Raw genomic sequence first — 17,015 nt, 5'->3', positions numbered from 1 at the left:
ATATTGTGGCAACCTTCTTTTTATTGTTCTTGTGTCTCTTTTTCTTTTTCTCGCTCAGCAGCCATTTCAGCAGCAATTACGTCGATCTCTTTTTTCAGTTCTTCTACCATTGTTTCTTCTGGTACTTTACGAACGACTTGCCCTTTACGGAATAATAATCCCTCTCCACGTGCACCGGCAATACCGATATCAGCTTCACGAGCTTCACCAGGGCCATTTACAGCGCAACCAAGTACTGCAACTTTAATTGGTACTTGAAGTGTAGAGATGTATTCTTCCACTTCGTTAGCGATGCTAATTAAATCGATTTCAATACGACCACAAGTTGGACAAGAGATAAGTGTTGCTGCGTTAGACGCAAGACCGAATGATTTTAATAGTTCACGAGCAACTTTTACTTCTTCAACTGGATCAGCACTTAATGAAATACGTAGTGTATTTCCGATACCTTTATTTAAGATTGCTCCAAGACCAGCAGCACTTTTTACAGTTCCGGCAAACAATGTTCCGGACTCTGTAATACCTAAATGTAATGGATAATCAAAAGCACGAGCAGCTTTCTCGTATGCTTCAATTGCTAAGTTAACATCAGAGGCTTTCATAGATACGATAATATCGTGGAAATCTAAGTCCTCTAAAATTTTAATATGATGTAGCGCACTCTCAACCATACCATCTGCAGTTGGGTACCCGTACTTTTCTAAAATGTGACGCTCTAATGAACCAGCGTTTACACCAATACGGATTGGAATACCGCGCTCTTTTGCTGCATTTACAACAGCTTCTACTTTATGGCGACGACCAATGTTACCTGGATTGATACGTACTTTATCAATGCCGCCTTCAATTGCTTTTAAAGCAAGGCGATAATCAAAATGAATATCAGCAACAAGTGGAATGTTGATTTGTTTTTTTATATCAGCAATAGCATCTGCTGCGCGTTCATCTGGAACGGCAACGCGGACGACTTGACAGCCGGCTTCTTCCAAACGCTTAATTTCAGCAACTGTTGCTTCAACATCATGTGTTTTTGTTGTTGTCATACTTTGTATAATTAATTCATTATTACCGCCGATTGTTAAATTACCGACTTTAACTGGACGTGTTTTTGTACGATGAGTCATTTCATTCACGAATAGATCGCTCTCCTTATAAAAGAAGTTTCTTATTTAGTCCCTCATATCAATGATAGTATACGTGATATAGGGCTATAGAAACCGAAGTACTCGGTTTCACTTTTACTATTGTATCAGCGCCTTTATGTAATTGACAAGGATTAAGTGATAGCTTATTGATATAAGGGGAATTTATAAGACTTTCCAATTTGTATTTTTGTAGCAGATGTACTTTTGTTTAATTGTTTAAAGTCGTCAATGACTTTTTCTATGGAAGGAATTTTTTTCTTGTTAATTTGTTCTGTAATAGAAAGAACTGTCTCACCAGTTTTTACTTCAATTGTTTTATAAGATACATCCGTTTCTTTTTCTGTTTTGTTCTCTTTATTTTGTTGACTGTCTGTGTTTTCTTTTTTAATCGTTTGAGCAGCAGTTGTTTTTTTATATGAACTTAACATCGGTAAAGTACCGATTTTTATATCGTAATAAAATATATAACCGAGAACAAGCACGAATAGGAATATACCTAATCTCTTCATATTCTTCACTCCTTTGCTAGGAATATATGCTTGTCCAAAAAAAAAATGCCTATTTAGGCATTTTTTTCGTTCTTATTTTTCTTTTGGTTTTGGAACTTCTTTAATCGTTAAGTACAGAACAATTAAAACAACTGCGATATAGATGAATGTTGATCCAGGTACGACAATCTTACATGCATCCATAATCATAAAGAAGATTGTTGGGATTGTGTAGCTGTATGCAGTTAGTGTCCAAACTTGTTTATAGGATAGTTTACGTTGACCGCTCATAGCAGAACCGATGAACGCAAGTAAAGTCACGCCTACAAAAGTGATGAATAATTGGAATAGGTACACTAAGAATCCAATAACAAATAATAAAATCGGATAAATATTATCGAATAAAGAAATAAATTCTTGTAGATCTTTTTTCTCAAGAGATGCACCTAACAAATCGTTATAAGAATACGTTTGTGTTTGACCATTTCCCATAGAGACTACTTTATCTTTTAAAACAAATAAACCTGTTTTATTTTGATATTTTTCTAGGTCTGTTGAATTTGGATCAAATACGAAAAGTGCATTTCCTTCTTCTTTTTCAATAGGTTGATCAATATCGGCTTTTAGTTCGCCATTTTCAATTTTAAAATCAGGTAAATCTTTATCGATGACTTGATTTACCATGCTTACACCATCTTGGATAAAACTACCGTACAAAAAAGTTCTTGGAATAGTAGTAATTAAGCAAAGTAGCATAATATACAAAATGGTTTTACCGATTTTTTGAAAACGGAATAGCGCCATATCTTTAGGCGAGTATATGCTTTTTACGAATTGGGTAAATATGGACATAGATTCACTTCCTTTATGTATGTATAAAATCATTGTAACGTAGTAATCTAGAGAATCTCAAGATATATTATATTTACATATAGTGGAGATAACTAAATTTCTTTTTATTAACTTTCTTCTTTTAAATAAGAAAAATACAATTGACACTTTTCTTTTCTATATGGTAAATTTATCTTACCTTTCTTAAAGGGCATATCCGATAGGAATTCCTTTATTTGATATGTTGTTACATACATAATTGTGGACCCTTAGCTCAGCTGGTTAGAGCAGACGGCTCATAACCGTCCGGTCGTAGGTTCGAGTCCTACAGGGTCCATATCCATTTCGCATGTTTATTATGTTAGCAGGAAGCTTCCTTGTAGAAGGAAGCTTTTTTTACGGAATATATGAGCATTTTAATTGAAAAGAAGTGGGAATTTTGCTACTTTAATGATAGCAAGACAATGTGATTTATTTGTTTGCACCCTATGGCAATTAGGGTAGAATGAAGTTGTATGTCACTTAAGTGGCAATACATAAACTGGGAGGAATATAACAATGGCAAAACACGAATTACCAAATTTACCTTATGCGTATGATGCTTTAGAGCCTCACTTTGACAAAGAAACAATGAACATCCATCATACAAAACATCACAACACGTACATTACAAACTTAAACGCTGCTTTAGAAGGTCATGCAGAATTAGCTGACAAAAGCGTAGAAGAATTAGTTGCAAACTTAAACGAAGTACCAGAAGCAATCCGTACAGCAGTACGTAACAATGGTGGCGGACATGCTAACCATACATTCTTCTGGACAATCCTATCTCCAAACGGCGGAGGACAACCTGTAGGTGAACTTGCAACTGCAATTGAAGCAAAATTCGGTAGCTTCGATGCATTCAAAGAAGAATTCGCAAAAGCTGGCGCAACTCGCTTCGGTTCTGGTTGGGCTTGGTTAGTAGTAAACAATGGTGAGTTAGAAGTAACAAGCACTCCAAACCAAGATTCTCCTTTAACTGAAGGTAAAACGCCAGTTATCGGTTTAGATGTTTGGGAGCATGCTTACTACTTAAACTACCAAAACCGTCGTCCAGACTACATCGGTGCATTCTGGAACGTTGTAGATTGGAACGCTGCTGAAAAACGTTACCAAGAAGCAAAATAATCGTAATAAATATAGAAAAAGCTAGGGGAGAGCCCCTAGCTTTTTTCTATGCTTTCCTTTTACATAATTGGGCTTGTCTTTGGAAGACTAGAACATGAAGTAAAGGAGAGTTGTGTATGAAATGGAAACATATAATTGGTGACGTTGAAGTGAATCGGGATTTAGTGTTATTGCTCCTTATAGGAGGTTTATACACGCTCGCAATTTCTTTATCGAATACGTTTGTAAATATTTATTTATGGAAACAAACACAAAATTATGTGAATCTTGGCTTGTATAATTTAGCCAGCGTGGTATTACAGCCTCTCACATTTCTTGTAGGGGGGAAATTAGCGAAACGTATCGATCGCTCGATTTTATTACGAATAGGGGTAGGAACGCTCGCAATTTTTTTTATCGTTGTCTTAGTAGCAGGAAAAAGTGCTTCTCAGTATATTTTATTAATGGGGGCTCTTTTAGGAGTAGGATACGGTTTTTACTGGTTGGCTTTTAACTTATTGACATTTGAAATTACGGAACCAGAAACAAGAGATTTCTTTAATGGGTTTCTTGGACTTCTTACATCCTTCTCTGGAATGATCGGACCAATAGCAGCAGGATACACAATTTCACGTATGGAGAAATGGAGTGGTTATACTGTTATATTCTTTCTTTCATTAGTTCTATTTGCAATTGCTGTCGTCTTAAGCTTCTTTTTATCTAAAAGAGAATGTGAAGGGCGTTATGAAATCGTGCAAGTATTGAAAGAACGACGGATTGATAAAAATTGGGGAAAGATTACACGAGCTCATTTTTTCCAAGGATTGAGAGAAGGAACGTTTATTTTTGTCATTTCAGTATATGTTTATTTAGCAACTAATAGTGAGTTCGCATTAGGGAAATACAGTTTAGTGAACTCTGCTGTATCCTTTGTATGTTATTACTTAGTTGCTCGTATGTTAAAGAAGGAGTGGCGAAAAAAAGCAATTTTACTTGGAGGCATTATTTTATATGCTGTCGTCTTTTTAGTTATTTTCAATGTTACATACACGAAATTACTTATTTATGCGGCATGTATTGCAATTGCATATCCTATTTTACTTGTTCCGTACGGATCAATGACATATGACGTAATTGGTAGAGCAAAAAATGCGAGAGAATGGCGTGTGGAATATGTCGTTGTTCGGGAGCTGTGGTTAAACGCCGGAAGAATCTGTTCCATTTTAAGTTTTTTATGTGCTGTACTATTCTTTCCACCTGAAAAAAGTTTACCTTACTTATTATGTATTTTAGGTGCTGGACATTTTCTTATTTATTTTGCAGTTAAAAATGTCAAATATGATGAGGGAAATGCGAGTAAAACAAGTGTTGTAACGCAAGGGAACGCGCAAAACCAAACTGAACCAGAAGGTTAACTTCTCGTTTGTTTTATGCTAGAATAGAAAAAGATGTAAGACAGCAGTGAGGACACCTGTATGAAGGTGTCCCTTTCACATTACATAGCTGTTGGTAGAGGGGGTTTGTATGAGCAAGAAGCAGAAGCAAAATAAGAAAAAGACCCACGTTCCTTTTCGATTAAACGTGTTGTTTTTCTGCGTGTTTTTAATGTTCTCCGCGGTTATTGTAAGGCTCGGATATGTACAAATTGTTCGCGGTGAAGAATATAAGAATGAAGTGGAGAAGAAAGAAAACTCAACGATAAGTAATCCTGTACCGCGTGGGAAAATATTTGACCGTTATGGGCGACCTGTAGTAGATAATGCAGCCGTTCGTACTATTACATTTACAAAAATGAAAGGATCAACTGCAGAAGATCGCTTAGAAACAGCGAAAAAGCTAGCAGATTTGATTGAAGTACCGACAGATAAATTAACAGATCGTGATAAAAAAGATTATTGGCTTGCTATGCATAAAGAGGAAGCTAAAGAAAAAGTTACGAATAAAGATCGTCAAGAGTTTAAAGATAAAAAAATTGATGATAAAGAATTAGACGAGCGTCAGCGAAGTCGTGTAACAGAAGAAGAGATTAATCAATTATCCGCAAAAGATCTAGAAATACTCGCGATTAAGAGTAAGATGGACGGCGGATATGCAATGACACCTCAAGTTATTAAAAAGGATGCTACAGAAAAGGAATATTCGATTATTAGTGAAAACCTAGCAGCATTACCAGGTGTAGATACGAATGTTGATTGGGAGCGAAAATATACGTACGATGATTTATTCCGAAGTGTACTTGGTGGGGTGTCGACATCTGATGAAGGCTTACCGAGAGAAAGACTAGATTACTATCTTGTTCGTGATTATAATCGAAATGACCGAGTAGGAAAAAGTTATCTTGAACAACAGTATGAAGATAGCCTGCACGGTACGAAAGCAGAAGTTAGAAATGTTACAGATAAAAACGGTAATATTTTAGAAACGATTAATGTATCAAAAGGACAAAGTGGTAATGACCTGAACTTAACAATTGATATGGAATTACAAAAGCGCGTGGAAGATATTCTTGCGAAGAATTTAATGAGGTTTAAAGGAAGCGAACCTCTTTTAGATCGCGCATTTGTTGTAATGATGAACCCAAAAAATGGTGAAGTTTTATCTATGGCGGGGAAACAATTAGTTAACGAAGATGGCCAAACGAAAGTAAATGACTTTGCATTAGGTACCATGACAAGTTCTTATCCGATGGGATCAACTGTAAAAGGTGCAACAGTACTTACTGGATATCAAACTGGTGCGATTCAACCAGGGGCAGTACAATTGGATGAACCAATTAAATTAAAAGGTACACCTACGAAGTCGTCTTGGAAAACGATGGGATACATTAATGACCTTACAGCTTTAAAAATGTCTTCTAACGTTTATATGTTTAAAACAGCGATGAATATCGCCGGTGTTCCATATGTGAGAGGTGGTACGTTAGATATACCTCAAAAAGCATTTGATACGATGCGTTATTATTTCGGACAGTTTGGACTTGGTGTAAAAACAGGAATTGATTTACCGAATGAATCTGCTGGTCAGATGGGTAAGAGTAGTCAACCAGGTTTCTTACTAGATTTATCAATTGGACAGTATGATACGTATACACCGCTTCAATTAGCGCAATATATTTCGACGATTGCCAATGGTGGATATCGTATGCAACCACAAGTTGTAAAAGAAATTCGTCAACCGGCAGTGAAACCAGATGAAGTTGGGAAAGTTGTTCAATCTATGGAACCGAAAGTATTAAATCGTATTGATATGCCGGAATCGCAAATTAAACGTGTTCAAGAAGGATTTAGACAAGTGTATAATGATTCAGGTGGTACAGCTACAAAGTACTTTACAGGTGCAAAATATAAAGCTGCTGGGAAAACTGGTACAGCTCAAACTGTGTATGGTGGAGATAAAGAGATTGGTAGAAATGCAAAAGGTGAACGTGTGGAAACATATAACTTAACATTAGTAGGTTATGCGCCACTTGAAGATCCAGAAGTAGCATTCTCTGTTGTCGTTCCATGGGTACATGATGATAAGACTGGTATTAATGGATATATTGGTCGTGAAATTATGGACGCTTACTTTGATTTGAAAAACAAAGAAGTAAATGGTGAAGCTCCAAAAGATGATAAAGACAATAAAAATAAAGAGCAAGATGATGAATAAAAAAGTTGTAAAAAAGCACACTATCTGAAAAGATAGTGTGCTTTTTTTTATGGTTTATGCATATCGTGTAATAAATGTGGACAAGTATACAACATTGAAAAAACGCGGCCGTATAAATGATACTTGTATATGATGGGATAGGAGATAACTGTTTTATAGGGAAATCATCAGAGGAAATGAATAGCTACTACTGAATTAAAATTGTATCGTATGTTGATTTTTGTGGAACTTTACAAAACTTTTACAAACAATTAAAACCGAATTAATAGTTTAGCAGTATTCTTATATCTGTAATCCTGTTATTTCCGGTTACTTCTAGGAGGAAGAACACGTGAAATGGATGCGTACACCGATTAAGATTTTCGTATTATCAATATGGTTCCTCTGTTTTGAAATGTCTACTGCATTTGCTTTAAATGATACGGGAGAAGTGAGAGTTGATGGATCCTCAACGGTTTTTCCTATTATAGAAGCAGTAGCGGAGGAATATACAAAGGTGCATCCAGACGTGAAAATTTCCATCAGTATTTCTGGAACTGGGGGAGGATTTAATCGTTTCAGTAAAGGAGAAGTAGATATAAATAATGCTTCGAGAGTAATGAAACAAGTCGAGAAAAATGAAATGAAGAAAAACTCTATTCAGTTCACACCTTTTGAGGTTGCTAACGACGGTCTTACGATTGTTGTGAATCGCCATAATACATGGATAGACGATATGTCAGTAGACGAGTTACGACTACTTTGGAGTGAAGATGGAAGAGAGAAGCGATGGTCACAAATTCATTCAACATGGCCACGTGAACAAGTGAAGTTTTATGCACCAGGCGTAGACTCTGGTACGTATGATTATTTTCAAAATGTCATCTTACAAAATCATCGCATTGTAAAAAAAGTCTCTTTGTCTGAAGATGATCAAGTTATTATGCAAGGGGTAATGAATGATAAACATGCCATTGCTTTTGTAGGATATGCTTATTATATGGCTAATCGAGATAAGGTGAAAGCAATAAAAGTAAATGGTGTATTTCCGACGAAAGAGACCATTCAATCAGGTAAGTATAAGCCGTTATCTAGGCCGCTACTTGCTTATGTGAATAATGCATCTATCCGAAATAAAATGAATGTAGCAAACTATGTTGAGTTTATGATTCAGCATGTCGGTAACCTCGCTGAAGAGGTCGGGTATGTAAAATTACGAAAAGAAAAATACAATGAACAGCTGCGTATGTTAACAGAAATAAAAAGGTAATGTCGGGGTGGAAAGGGGTTTTCATCTTTGGCTCATAATGACAAAAGTCAAATTACATTTTCTGTACAACATTTGATTGAAAGAAATATAAAGCAAAGAAAAAAAACGCAGCGAATCAATCGAATAGTGCCTTTATTACTAAAAATAATTGCTAGCGTTTCTATTGTGACGACACTTGGAATTGTTTTTACGCTCTCTAATGAAACAATCATGTTTTTTCAAAAAATATCATTATACTCCTTTTTGACGGAGAAAGAATGGTTACCATTTTTTGAAGATCCTAAATTCGGTATATTACCACTTATATGTGGAACGTTCCTTGTAACAGCAATTGCTATGTTTGTAGCAATTCCTATCGGTTTAGCGTGTGCCGTATTTTTAAGCGAATATGCTTCAAATGGTGCACGGAAAATATTAAAGCCGATGTTAGAGCTATTAGCAGGTATCCCGACAATTGTATATGGTTTTTTTGCATTAACAATTGTTACGCCGCTTTTACAAAGGCTTATACCAGATTTACAGTTTTTTAATGCGATTAGTCCAGGAATCGTTATCGGATTTATGATGATGCCTACAGTTGCATCTCTATCTGAAGACGCGATGAGAGCTGTGGCGAAAGGGACGAAAGAAGCTTCATTAGCACTCGGAGCGACGCGGTTTGAAATGGTAAAACAAGTGGTGTTTCCGTCCGCTTTTACAGGGATTATGGCAGCGATTATATTAGCGGCTTCTCGTGCAATTGGTGAAACGATGATTGTTGTAATTGCAGCAGGATCCACACCGAATGTATCGCTTGATCCAACACATTCTATTCAAACGTTAACAGCCTATATTGTGCAAGTAAGTTTAGGTGATGCTCCGCATGGAACGATTACGTATTACAGCATGTATGCTGTAGGTGCAACGTTATTTTTGTTTACTTTTATTATGAACATCATTTCGCAGTCTATTATGCGCCGTTTTAGGAGGATGACATAATATGCGAATGTTGAATCATAAAAAAATACAAAAAAACATGGCATCACGCTTTTTAAAAGATCGAATTTACAAATTGTTATTTTATATAGCAATTTTATTTTCAATGGTAATTTTGTTTTTGTTACTTTTTCAAATTGTTGAAAAAGGTATAAGTTATCTTTCAATAAATTTCTTTACAAATTTCGCTTCACGTAATCCGAAAGAAGCTGGTATTGCTGCAGCTTTGTCAGGGACAATATTATTTATGAGTATTGTTATACCTGTTTCTTTTATATTTGGAGTTGGAACAGCGCTTTATTTAGAGCAATATGCGAAGGAATCTCTATTTAAAAAAATAATAGAGATTAATAATCAAACGTTAGCAGGAGTACCATCCGTTGTATTTGGATTGCTTGGTTTAACTATTTTTGTATATGCTCTTCATTTAGGAGAGAGTATAGTTGCAGCAGCACTGACGATGAGTTTACTCGTTTTACCAACAGTTGTTGTGGCGAGTCAAGAAGCAATTCGATCAGTACCAAGTGTATTATTAGAGGGTTCTTACGGATTAGGTGCTACGAAGTGGCAAACGATGTATCAAATTGTATTGCCATATGCTTTCCCAGGGATTATAACGGGCTGTACGTTAGCGATATCAAGAGCAATTGGAGAAGCTGCACCACTATTAGTTATTGGGGCACTTGCGTTTGCAAATTATGTTCCATTTAGTATGTTTGATAGATTTACAGTTCTACCAATTCAAATTTTTAATTGGATGAGTAGGCCACAAGAAGAATTTCAGTATGTAGCAGCAGCTGGGATGATTGTTTTGTTAGGTTTGTTGCTATTTATTAATATATTTGTTTTATGGTTACGAAATCGAAAATAAGTTGGAAGTGGATGAAAGGGGAATTCAAATGGTAGCAACAGTAGTAAATGTACAGGTGAAAAACGAAGAGAAAATCGAGACTACGCCAAAGAAGGTAGTATTTGATACGAAAAACTTAAATTTATGGTATGGGGAAGACCATGCTTTAAAAGATATCAATTTAAGTATTCATGAGAATAAAGTTACAGCCATTATCGGTCCAAGTGGCTGTGGTAAATCAACTTATTTAAAAACATTAAATCGCATGGTAGAGTTAGTACCGATCGTTCGAACTACAGGTGTAATTGAGTATAGAGAACGCAATATATTTGATAAATCATATCCAGTTGAAGAATTAAGAACACATGTAGGAATGGTGTTCCAAAAGCCAAATCCATTTCCAAAATCTATTTATGAGAATGTAGCATACGGTCCAAAAATCCATGGTATTCGTGACAAAAAGACATTAGATGAAATTGTTGAAAAAAGTTTACGTGGAGCAGCGATTTGGGATGAGTTAAAAGATCGTTTGCACGATAATGCATACGGTTTATCTGGTGGACAGCAACAGCGTCTATGCATCGCGCGCTGCTTAGCTATTGAGCCAGACGTTATTTTAATGGATGAGCCAACATCGGCATTAGATCCAATTTCAACATTAAAAGTAGAAGAATTAATTCAAGAGCTAAAGAAAGATTTTAGTATTGTTATCGTAACGCATAATATGCAACAAGCAGCGCGTATTTCAGACAAAACAGCTTTCTTCTTAAGCGGGGAAGTTGTGGAGTATACAGATACAAACAAATTATTTACGACTCCTTCAGATAAGCGTACAGAAGATTATATTACAGGTCGATTTGGTTGATATCGTTTCAAAGCTAAGAGCAAATGCCCTCTTAACAGAGGGCATTTCTTATTTTATCTTACTGTTAATAGAGAAGTAATACTTCTCCTTATCTTAAGGTTTATTACAAGCATAAAAGCCCGATTGATGAGGGTTGATTAAAGTTTCACTTTTATATAATGGCACATAATATTGAGGGGGAAGAAAAATGGTAAGAGAACAGTTTCAAGGTGATTTAAAAGCGTTACAGCAAAAGGTGATCGAGCTTGGAGAATTAGCAAATGCGGCTTTATTGATTGCTATGGAAGGTCTGCATACAAGGGATGTAGAGAAAGCGTTAGAGGTCATTGATGGTGATTACCGCATGGATAATTTAGAAGAGGAAATAAACGATCTTGCGCTTATGCTCATTACGAAGCAGCAACCTGTAGCAAGTGACTTAAGAAGGATTTTTATTTCAATTAAAACAGCGACAGATTTAGAGCGTATTGCAGATCATGCTGTTAATATTGCAAAGGCTACAATTCGTCTTGGGGAAAAAGAAGTGGCTGTTAGTTTGCACAACCTGGATGAAATGTTTGCGGTTGCAAATGAGATGTTGCATTTAGCGTTAGAAGCATATGAACAAGAAAATTTAACTTTTGCGAAACAAATTGCTGAAATGGATGATTCCGTTGATGAAATATATGGAAAAGCAATTCGTGAGTTTATATCTTCGGTTCCGGAACAACCAGAAGCAATTACGCAAATTACACAATTATCATTTGTCGCGAGATATATTGAGCGTGTAGCAGATCATATTACAAATATTGCTGAAAATGTCTTTTATTTAGTAAAAGGAAAGCATTATTTATTGAATGAGTAGGAATTAAAGTAGGTGATGGGAAATCACCTGCTTTTTTTAGTCAAAACATGACAAAAAAAGCTCGTTGTTTCCTTTAGTTTATGATGATAAGATGTATCATAATGTAATGGAAAAATTAGTATATATGTTGGTCGTTAATAAGTATTATTTAACAATTAATAGTAAGCGCTTTCCTGTTGTTTGAAATGTACGTTTTTATAGGTGAGAAATTTAATTATATGGTCTTCTAAATGAGGATTTGTTTAACTAATCAAGTTTATGCTGCTAGTTCATGTGGGATAGGGAATATACATATGGTATATGGAGTTACTGAACATTATATAAGTGGAGGCTGAAGTATATGAAGGGGGTTATTTTAGCTGGAGGAAAAGGAAGACGCCTTAGACCATTAACATGTAATACTCCAAAGCCGATGTTACCATTATTAGAAAAACCAGTTTTAGAATATAATATTGAGTTATTACGTCAGCATGGTATTCGTGAAATTGCAATTACTGTTCAATATATGAGTACGACCATTAAGCAATATTTTGGTGACGGTAGTAAATGGGGAGTTAACTTGTATTATTTTGAAGACTCTCCTCCGCTTGGCACAGCAGGGAGTATTAAACAAGCAGAACAATTTTTAGATGAAACATTTGTTGTGATAAGCGGGGATGCATTAACTGACTTTCAATTATCAGAAGGAATTAGGTTTCATGAACAAAAGAAAAGAATGGTAACAATGTTTGTGAAAGAAGTAGAAAATCCACTCTCATTTGGTTTGGTTGTAATGAATAAAGACCAGGAGGTTACACGATATATAGAAAAGCCGGGCTGGAATGAGGTAGTATCTAATGTTGTGAATACAGGCATATATATTATGGAGCCAGAAATCTTTTCTTACATACCGCCTAGACAATTTTTTGATTTCAGTCATGATGTGTTTCCGTTATTGGCAAACAAAAATGTATTATTCGCATATTTGTCAGAAGGTTATTGGTTAGATATCGGCACATTTAATCAATATCGACAAGCACAATTTGATTTGTTAACGAAAAAGTTACAAGTACCTATTCCTTATACGGAAGTATTACCGATGGTATGGATGGGAGAAGGGGTGACGATTGGTAAAGGGACGAAAATTCATGGCCCCTCTTTTATTGGAGAAGGAGTAAAGATTGGTACAGGAGCTGTAATTGAGCCATATTCTATTATTGGGAAAAATAGTATCGTTTCAAGTTATTCTCATCTTCAAAAAAGTATTGTTTTTGCGAATGCCCACATTGGGAAGTATTGTGAACTATTAGAAACGACAATAGGAGAGCGTACAATAGTTGAAGATGATGTTACACTGTTTCAAAAAAGCGTTGTAGCGGATCACTGTCATATCGGGAGAAGTACGGTAATTAAGCAAAAAGGAAAAGTATGGCCTTATAAGGCGATTGATAGTCATTCGATAGTAGGAGCGGCTGGTATTCAAGAGAGTGAAATGAGTGCAGGGTGGTTACAAAAAAGCCGCATTGTAGGAAGAGGGAATGTTGAAATTACTCCTCAGTTTATCGTAAAGATTGCGATGGCGTATGGTTCTCTTTTTACAAAAGGAGAAAGTATATTAATTGGAAGTCAAGAAAATATAGAAACAACCTCTTATAAAAATTTATTTTTACATGCTATTCATGGTATAGGGATTCATACGATGGAATGTAAAGAAATGAACGAGTCACTTTTTCAATATAGTGTTCATCATTTGCAATGTGCAGGTGGTGTTTTCATTCAAGTGGAGAATGAGAATGAGATTGTTATAAAGTTATACGGTCAAGCTGGCATGCCGTTAACGTATAAGCAGCAAAAAGAGATAGAACAAGTATATATGTCCGAATTGTTTTATTACGTGCATGAGAAAGAAATGGGGCGTAATAAGCTCGCTCATGTTTCTATGAATGAGTATATAGAAGTTATATTGGAGCATATTGATATCGAGAAAATACAGATGCAGAAGTTTCATCTTCTTATTAATAAGAGAAATGATACGTTGCAACATTTACTCATGCTCTTTCTGCAAAGACTTGGTTGTACAGTTACATGGATTTATGCAAGCGAACAAAAAGATCATGTGAAAGCTTTGATGAAATCAAGTAAAGCGAATATGGCTCTTATGTTTTCTGAGCAAGGAAATCATTTCGAGTTATACGATAAACATAGTAATATTTACCAGGGGACAGATTTGGAAGAGGTAGATATTCCAGATTTCTTACTCGAATCGACAGGAAATATTTACCCAATGTCTTTGAAGTTAGGAGAATGTTATCTTCTATTTTATACGCAGGATGAAAGAAAGTCGTTTCAAGTAAGGTGGAAGCGAGATATTTTATATCGGATTGGAAAATTATTTGAGCTAATAGCATTGCAAGGAAAAACGTTCCTCAGCATAGTAGAGCAATCACCTCCGCTCTATTTACTTTATGATGAAGTGGTATGTTCATGGAATGAAAAAGGGGAAATTATGAGGAAATTATTGGATGATATAGAAAGGAAGGGAGAAGGTATATTTGAAGGAGTACAGTTCAAATATACTGAAAAAGAGTGGTCTTATATCGTTTCTGACACAAAACAACCAAAATTTTTGGTGTATTCACATGCTAGAAACCCAGTAATAGCAAGGGAAAACATGAAAAATCTTATAGAAAAAATTAGACAATATCAAAAGGTGTAGAATTTTTATTCTAAAAGTGGTATTATAGTATAGTCTGATTTAAGTTATTAGTACTGGAGGGAAATAAGAATGCGTGTGAATATTACTCTAGCATGTACAGAATGCGGAGATCGTAACTATATCTCAAAGAAAAATAAACGTAACAACGCTGAGCGTATCGAGCTTAAAAAGTATTGCAAGCGTGACAAGAAGTCTACGTTACACCGTGAAACAAAGTAAGCAGTAGGAATATTTTCCTACTGTTTCTTTTTTTATTCGATTCTTATGTTAAAAGTGATACACTATCAGCATAGAGTAAAGTGTCACTGTAAGGGGGAGAATGTGTGAAAGCAGAGAAAGTGCGTTTACGTAAACAAATAATAGAACACATGAATTCTTTATCAGAAGAACAGTATACAACTTTATCAGAACAGATTGCATTTTCGTTGTATGCGCAAAAAGAGTGGGTTGAAGCTAAAACAATTGGAATTACTCTTTCAATGGAAAATGAAGTGAATACATATCCTATTATTGAAAAAGCTTGGGAAGAAGGAAAGAAAGTTGTAGTTCCTAAGTGTAATAAAGGAACAAGAACGATGTCCTTCCGGCAAATTAATAATTTTGATCAATTAGAAACGGTGTATATGAATTTACGTGAACCGATTCCCGGGCTTACGGAAGAAGTGAATATGGATGAAATTGATCTTCAAATTGTCCCAGGCGTAGCTTATACAGAACGAGGAGAGCGAATTGGGTACGGCGGTGGCTATTATGATCGTTATCTCGTGTATTATAAAGGGAAAACGCTATCATTAGCGTATGATTTTCAAATGGTAAAACACATTCCGGTAGAGCCATTTGATAAAAACATAGAAAAAATTATTACAGAAAAAGGAACAATGCTTACAAATAAGCTTGTATAGACAAATAAAAATTGACGAGACTTTTTCTTCTTGATTATAATAAAATATGTGAACGTTTTCTTATTATAATTTTTTATAGTAAGTGAGCATAGAGGGTGATGAAATGGTATCCATTTATGATATTCAGCAATTGCTAAAGAAATTTGGTACGATTATTTATACGGGAGATCGAATTGCAGATTTACAATTAATGCAAGATGAATTGCGTGAATTAAATCAATCACAGCTAATCGATCCACAAGACTATCAAACAGCTTTATTTTTATTGAAGCAAGAAATTCAAAAAGAGCTAAATAAGAATTAGATAAAGGTAGGTAAGCAACATGGAAGAGAAATGGTTAGTTGGTGTTGACCTTGGTGGTACAACGATTAAATTAGCATTTATTAATGTATACGGTGAAATTTTACATAAGTGGGAAATCCCTACGAATACAGGTGAGCAAGGAAAACATATTACACTTGATGTTGCGAAAGCAATTGATAAAAAGCTAGAAGAATTAGGCGAATTGAAGAGCAAGTTAATTGGTATTGGTATGGGAGCTCCTGGTCCTGTACATGTGGCGTCTGGAATGATTTATGAAGCGGTTAATTTAGGGTGGAAAAACTATCCGCTAAAAGATTTATTAGAAGTAGAAACAGGATTACCTGTTGTTATTGATAATGATGCAAACTTAGCAGCGCTTGGTGAAATGTGGAAAGGTGCTGGTGAAGGTGCAAAAGATTTAATCTGTATGACACTTGGTACGGGCGTTGGTGGTGGTGTAATCGCCAATGGTGAGATTGTACACGGCGTGAGTGGTGCTGCTGGTGAGATTGGACATATTACAGTCGTTACAGAAAATGCTTTCCCATGTAATTGCGGAAAGTCTGGTTGCTTAGAAACAGTAGCATCTGCGACAGGTATTGTACGTGTTGCTATGCAAAAAATACAAGAGACTAATAAAGAGAGCATGTTGCGTTCTATGTTAGCTGAAGAAGGACGTATTACATCAAAAGATGTCTTTGAAGCACTTGGACAAGGTGATGAATTAGCAGGTGAAGTAGTAGAAAAAGTAGCTTCTTATTTAGGATTAGCTGTAGCGAACCTTTCTAGTACATTGAACCCAGAGAAAATTGTTATTGGTGGAGGCGTGTCTAAAGCTGGAGATGCGCTATTAGAACCAATTCAACGCTATTTCGAGCAATATGCTTTCTCACGTGCTGTAAAGAGCACGAAGTTAGCTATTGCAACACTTGGTAATGATGCAGGTGTTATCGGAGGAGCTTGGCTTGTAAAAAAGCACAAATACGAAGCGAAGATGATATAAGTTGTGAAATATGAAAAGAGGAAGGGGGGAACCCTTCCTCTTTTTTGTGTGAAATCTCGATGAA

The 17,015-nt window shown here is 35.6% G+C and carries 16 protein-coding genes and 1 tRNA gene; 14 read left to right on the top strand and 3 right to left on the bottom strand.

The window, feature by feature from the left end:
* Positions 1–20: 20 nt before the first annotated feature.
* The 3 genes from ispG to yqgB form a co-directional block, all read right to left on the bottom strand.
* Positions 21–1,124, bottom strand: a complete 1,104-nt coding sequence (ispG, locus tag MKY21_RS21555) for a flavodoxin-dependent (E)-4-hydroxy-3-methylbut-2-enyl-diphosphate synthase (protein ID WP_153577907.1) — start codon at positions 1,122–1,124, stop codon at positions 21–23.
* 164 nt (positions 1,125–1,288) lie between these two features.
* Positions 1,289–1,654, bottom strand: a complete 366-nt coding sequence (yqfZ, locus tag MKY21_RS21550) for a protein YqfZ (protein ID WP_000825416.1) — start codon at positions 1,652–1,654, stop codon at positions 1,289–1,291.
* A 72-nt stretch (positions 1,655–1,726) separates the two neighbouring features.
* Positions 1,727–2,485 carry a protein YqgB gene (gene yqgB, locus MKY21_RS21545; RefSeq protein ID WP_000021900.1) on the bottom strand — a complete coding sequence of 253 codons (759 nt, stop codon included), beginning with the start codon at positions 2,483–2,485 and terminating at the stop codon, positions 1,727–1,729.
* Positions 2,486–2,727: 242 nt separating this feature from the next.
* Here yqgB and MKY21_RS21540 point away from each other — a divergent pair.
* From MKY21_RS21540 to glcK, 14 genes are all read left to right on the top strand, one after another.
* Positions 2,728–2,801 (top strand) — tRNA-Ile (locus MKY21_RS21540).
* Positions 2,802–3,022: 221 nt separating this feature from the next.
* Entirely contained in the window at positions 3,023–3,634 is a 612-nt protein-coding gene (gene sodA / locus MKY21_RS21535; RefSeq protein WP_001052031.1) for a superoxide dismutase [Mn], read from the top strand.
* A 116-nt stretch (positions 3,635–3,750) separates the two neighbouring features.
* A complete protein-coding gene (locus tag MKY21_RS21530) occupies positions 3,751–5,028 on the top strand; it encodes an MFS transporter (protein WP_000871386.1) in 1,278 nt (425 codons plus the stop codon).
* Positions 5,029–5,137: 109 nt separating this feature from the next.
* Positions 5,138–7,264 (top strand): peptidoglycan D,D-transpeptidase FtsI family protein, encoded by a 2,127-nt coding sequence (locus MKY21_RS21525; protein ID WP_044795893.1) that lies wholly within the window; start codon positions 5,138–5,140, stop codon positions 7,262–7,264.
* Positions 7,265–7,595: 331 nt separating this feature from the next.
* Positions 7,596–8,513: a PstS family phosphate ABC transporter substrate-binding protein gene (locus MKY21_RS21520; RefSeq protein WP_000871821.1), complete on the top strand. Its 918-nt coding sequence runs from the start codon at positions 7,596–7,598 to the stop codon at positions 8,511–8,513.
* Between the two features lie 27 nt (positions 8,514–8,540).
* The gene (pstC, locus tag MKY21_RS21515) at positions 8,541–9,491 is read left to right on the top strand and encodes a phosphate ABC transporter permease subunit PstC (protein WP_016118634.1); all 951 of its coding nucleotides are present in this window, start codon (positions 8,541–8,543) and stop codon (positions 9,489–9,491) included.
* A gap of 1 nt (position 9,492) precedes the next feature.
* Positions 9,493–10,359 carry a phosphate ABC transporter permease PstA gene (pstA, locus tag MKY21_RS21510; RefSeq protein WP_001242564.1) on the top strand — a complete coding sequence of 289 codons (867 nt, stop codon included), beginning with the start codon at positions 9,493–9,495 and terminating at the stop codon, positions 10,357–10,359.
* Between the two features lie 28 nt (positions 10,360–10,387).
* Entirely contained in the window at positions 10,388–11,203 is an 816-nt protein-coding gene (gene pstB / locus MKY21_RS21505) for a phosphate ABC transporter ATP-binding protein (RefSeq protein WP_341077339.1), read from the top strand.
* A gap of 187 nt (positions 11,204–11,390) precedes the next feature.
* Positions 11,391–12,047 (top strand): phosphate signaling complex protein PhoU, encoded by a 657-nt coding sequence (phoU, locus tag MKY21_RS21500; RefSeq protein ID WP_000251240.1) that lies wholly within the window; start codon positions 11,391–11,393, stop codon positions 12,045–12,047.
* A gap of 340 nt (positions 12,048–12,387) precedes the next feature.
* Entirely contained in the window at positions 12,388–14,742 is a 2,355-nt protein-coding gene (locus MKY21_RS21495) for a sugar phosphate nucleotidyltransferase (RefSeq protein ID WP_000679341.1), read from the top strand.
* A 69-nt stretch (positions 14,743–14,811) separates the two neighbouring features.
* Positions 14,812–14,961: a 50S ribosomal protein L33 gene (gene rpmG, locus MKY21_RS21490; protein ID WP_001265616.1), complete on the top strand. Its 150-nt coding sequence runs from the start codon at positions 14,812–14,814 to the stop codon at positions 14,959–14,961.
* Between the two features lie 104 nt (positions 14,962–15,065).
* Positions 15,066–15,644 (top strand): 5-formyltetrahydrofolate cyclo-ligase, encoded by a 579-nt coding sequence (locus tag MKY21_RS21485; RefSeq protein ID WP_044795894.1) that lies wholly within the window; start codon positions 15,066–15,068, stop codon positions 15,642–15,644.
* A gap of 103 nt (positions 15,645–15,747) precedes the next feature.
* Positions 15,748–15,948, top strand: a complete 201-nt coding sequence (locus MKY21_RS21480; protein ID WP_000253699.1) for a YqgQ family protein — start codon at positions 15,748–15,750, stop codon at positions 15,946–15,948.
* Positions 15,949–15,967: 19 nt separating this feature from the next.
* Entirely contained in the window at positions 15,968–16,951 is a 984-nt protein-coding gene (gene glcK, locus MKY21_RS21475) for a glucokinase (protein WP_000391701.1), read from the top strand.
* The last annotated feature ends 64 nt before the right edge of the window (positions 16,952–17,015 follow it).

Origin of the sequence: Bacillus sp. FSL R9-9497, from assembly GCF_038005805.1 — a bacterium.
Lineage (GTDB): Bacteria > Bacillota > Bacilli > Bacillales > Bacillaceae_G > Bacillus_A > Bacillus_A cereus.
This window is presented reverse-complemented; position numbering and strand designations above follow the sequence as displayed.

What these genes read in the sequence shown, in the direction of transcription:
- ispG (WP_153577907.1), bottom strand. Translation starts at nt 1,124, where the DNA reads ATGACTCATCGTACAAAAACACGTCCAGTTAAAGTCGGTAATTTAACA.
- MKY21_RS21525 (WP_044795893.1), top strand. Translation starts at nt 5,138, where the DNA reads ATGAGCAAGAAGCAGAAGCAAAATAAGAAAAAGACCCACGTTCCTTTT.
- MKY21_RS21480 (WP_000253699.1), top strand. Translation starts at nt 15,748, where the DNA reads ATGGTATCCATTTATGATATTCAGCAATTGCTAAAGAAATTTGGTACG.
- sodA (WP_001052031.1), top strand. Translation starts at nt 3,023, where the DNA reads ATGGCAAAACACGAATTACCAAATTTACCTTATGCGTATGATGCTTTA.
- phoU (WP_000251240.1), top strand. Translation starts at nt 11,391, where the DNA reads ATGGTAAGAGAACAGTTTCAAGGTGATTTAAAAGCGTTACAGCAAAAG.
- MKY21_RS21530 (WP_000871386.1), top strand. Translation starts at nt 3,751, where the DNA reads ATGAAATGGAAACATATAATTGGTGACGTTGAAGTGAATCGGGATTTA.
- pstB (WP_341077339.1), top strand. Translation starts at nt 10,388, where the DNA reads ATGGTAGCAACAGTAGTAAATGTACAGGTGAAAAACGAAGAGAAAATC.
- glcK (WP_000391701.1), top strand. Translation starts at nt 15,968, where the DNA reads ATGGAAGAGAAATGGTTAGTTGGTGTTGACCTTGGTGGTACAACGATT.
- yqgB (WP_000021900.1), bottom strand. Translation starts at nt 2,485, where the DNA reads ATGTCCATATTTACCCAATTCGTAAAAAGCATATACTCGCCTAAAGAT.
- pstA (WP_001242564.1), top strand. Translation starts at nt 9,493, where the DNA reads ATGCGAATGTTGAATCATAAAAAAATACAAAAAAACATGGCATCACGC.
- yqfZ (WP_000825416.1), bottom strand. Translation starts at nt 1,654, where the DNA reads ATGAAGAGATTAGGTATATTCCTATTCGTGCTTGTTCTCGGTTATATA.
- rpmG (WP_001265616.1), top strand. Translation starts at nt 14,812, where the DNA reads ATGCGTGTGAATATTACTCTAGCATGTACAGAATGCGGAGATCGTAAC.
- MKY21_RS21495 (WP_000679341.1), top strand. Translation starts at nt 12,388, where the DNA reads ATGAAGGGGGTTATTTTAGCTGGAGGAAAAGGAAGACGCCTTAGACCA.